At 55.3% G+C, this 2985-nt stretch carries 1 rRNA gene; it reads right to left on the bottom strand.

The features are described from left to right. Positions 1-49: 49 nt before the first annotated feature. Positions 50-2963: ribosomal RNA gene (locus KNO65_RS15515) — 23S ribosomal RNA — on the bottom strand. Positions 2964-2985: the final 22 nt, after the last annotated feature.

The following is a 2985-nucleotide window of genomic DNA, read 5'->3' as shown; positions in this document are numbered from 1 at the left end:
AGGGCTTGTTCCCTGAAAACTGAGGATTCATCAACACAAACCATTAGACTAGATCAAAGCCTCGACCGATTAGTATCATTCAGCTCCACGTGTCGCCACGCTTCCACCCATGACCTATCTACCTCATCGTCTCTGAGGGGTCTTTCTTGATTGCTCAAAGGGAAATCTCATCTCGGAGGGGGCTTCATGCTTAGATGCTTTCAGCACTTATCCCGTCCGCACGTAGCTACCCAGCGGTGCTCCTGGCGGAACAACTGGTACACCAGCGGTGCGTCCATCCCGGTCCTCTCGTACTAAGGACAGCTCTCCTCAAATTTCCTGCGCCCACGACGGATAGGGACCGAACTGTCTCACGACGTTCTGAACCCAGCTCGCGTACCGCTTTAATGGGCGAACAGCCCAACCCTTGGGACCTACTCCAGCCCCAGGATGCGATGAGCCGACATCGAGGTGCCAAACCTCCCCGTCGATGTGGACTCTTGGGGGAGATCAGCCTGTTATCCCCAGGGTAGCTTTTATCCGTTGAGCGATGGCCCTTCCATGCGGAACCACCGGATCACTAAGCCCGACTTTCGTCCCTGCTCGACTTGTAGGTCTCGCAGTCAAGCTCCCTTCTGCCTTTGCACTCTTCGAATGATTTCCAACCATTCTGAGGGAACCTTTGGGCGCCTCCGTTACTGTTTAGGAGGCGACCGCCCCAGTCAAACTACCCGCCTGACACGGTCCTCCAGCCGGATCACGGCTGCGAGTTAGAGACTCTATACGCAAAGGGTGGTATCCCAAGGGTGTCTCCACCGAAGCTGGCGCTCCGGCTTCACAAACTCCCACCTATCCTGTACATCGCGTACAAAGCCTCAATATCAGGCTGTAGTAAAGCTCCATGGGGTCTTTCCGTCCTGTCGCGGGTAACCTGCATCTTCACAGGTACTATGATTTCACCGGGTCTCTCGTTGAGACAGTGCCCAAATCGTTACGCCTTTCGTGCGGGTCGGAACTTACCCGACAAGGAATTTCGCTACCTTAGGACCGTTATAGTTACGGCCGCCGTTTACTGGGGCTTCGGTTCAGTGCTTCTCTTGCGATGACACATCCCCTTAACCTTCCAGCACCGGGCAGGCGTCAGCCCCTATACTTCATCTTGCGATTTAGCAGAGACCTGTGTTTTTGCTAAACAGTCGTTTGGGCCTATTCACTGCGGCTTATGTTGCCATAAGCGTCCCTTCTCCCGAAGTTACGGGACCATTTTGCCGAGTTCCTTAACGAGAGTTATCCCGCGCGTCTTAGAATTCTCATCTCGCCTACCTGTGTCGGTTTGCGGTACTGGCGCCGACCTCCTCACTAGAGGCTTTTCTTGGCAGCGTGAAATCCGGTGCTTCGCCCTACGGGCTCCACGTCACAGCTCAACCTTGTATGCCGGGCGGATTTGCCAACCCGACGGCCTCGCTGCTTGTCCGTGCACTTCCAGTCGCACGGTCACCTTATCCTTCTGCGTCCCCCCATCGTTCAAACGGTGGTACGGCGGTACAGGAATATCGACCTGTTGTCCATCGCCTACGCCTTTCGGCCTCGGCTTAGGTCCAGACTAACCCTGAGCGGACGAGCCTTCCTCAGGAAACCTTAGGCTTTCGACGGAGGGGATTCTCACCCCTCTTTTCGCTACTCACACCGGCATTCTCACTTCCAAGCGCTCCACGGCTCCTCACGATACCGCTTCACTGCTGCTTGGAACGCTCTCCTACCATCCCTTACGGGATCCATAGCTTCGGTGGTATGTTTAGCCCCGTTACATTTTCGGCGCGGCGCCACTCGACTAGTGAGCTATTACGCACTCTTTGAATGGTGGCTGCTTCTAAGCCAACATCCTAGTTGTCTGTGCAGCGCCACATCCTTTTCCACTTAACATACACTTGGGGACCTTAGCTGATGGTCTGGGCTGTTTCCCTCTCGACTACGGATCTTATCACTCGCAGTCTGACTCCCGAGTACAAGTTGCTGGCATTCGGAGTTTGACTGAATTCGGTAACCCTGTGGGGGCCCCTAGTCCAATCAGTGCTCTACCTCCAGAACTCTTCACCTCGAGGCTAGCCCTAAAGCTATTTCGGAGAGAACCAGCTATCTCCAGGTTCGATTGGCATTTCACCGCTACCCACACCTCATCCCCGCACTTTTCAACGTGCGTGGGTTCGGACCTCCAGTCAGTGTTACCTGACCTTCATCCTGGACATGGGTAGATCACCTGGTTTCGGGTCTACGACGACGGACTGATGCGCCCTGTTCAGACTCGCTTTCGCTGCGGCTCCGCCTCATCGGCTTAACCTCGCCCGCCATCGTAACTCGCCGGTTCATTCTACAAAAGGCACGCCATCACCCGTGAACGGGCTCTGACTACTTGTAGGCATACGGTTTCAGGATCTCTTTCACTCCCCTTCCGGGGTGCTTTTCACCTTTCCCTCACGGTACTGGTTCACTATCGGTCACTAGGAAGTATTTAGCCTTGGGAGATGGTCCTCCCGGATTCCGACGGGGTTTCACGTGTCCCGCCGTACTCAGGATCCACTCTGGAGGGGATGGGGTTTCGGCTACAGGGCCGTCACCTTCTCTGGCCGACCTTTCCAGGTCGTTCACCTACCCTATCCCTTTGTAACTCCGTGTAGAGTGTCCTACAACCCCAGGAAGCATGCTTCCTGGTTTGGGCTGTTCCCGTTTCGCTCGCCGCTACTCAGGGAATCGAATTTTCTTTCTCTTCCTCCGGGTACTTAGATGTTTCAGTTCCCCGGGTATGCCTCACGCCACGCTATGTATTCACGTGGGTGTCCCGCCAGTCTCCCGGCGGTGGGTTCCCCCATTCGGAGATCTCTGGATCGATGTGTACTTACCACTCCCCAGAGCATTTCGCTGTTCGTCGCGTCCTTCATCGGCTCCTAGTGCCAAGGCATCCACCGTACGCCCTTTCTACCTTGATCTAGCGTCTAAGACACACGGTCC

Origin of the sequence: Exiguobacterium sp. S3, from assembly GCF_018617295.1 — a bacterium.
In the GTDB taxonomy this organism is placed as follows: Bacteria; Bacillota; Bacilli; order Exiguobacteriales; family Exiguobacteriaceae; genus Exiguobacterium; species Exiguobacterium profundum.
This window is presented reverse-complemented; position numbering and strand designations above follow the sequence as displayed.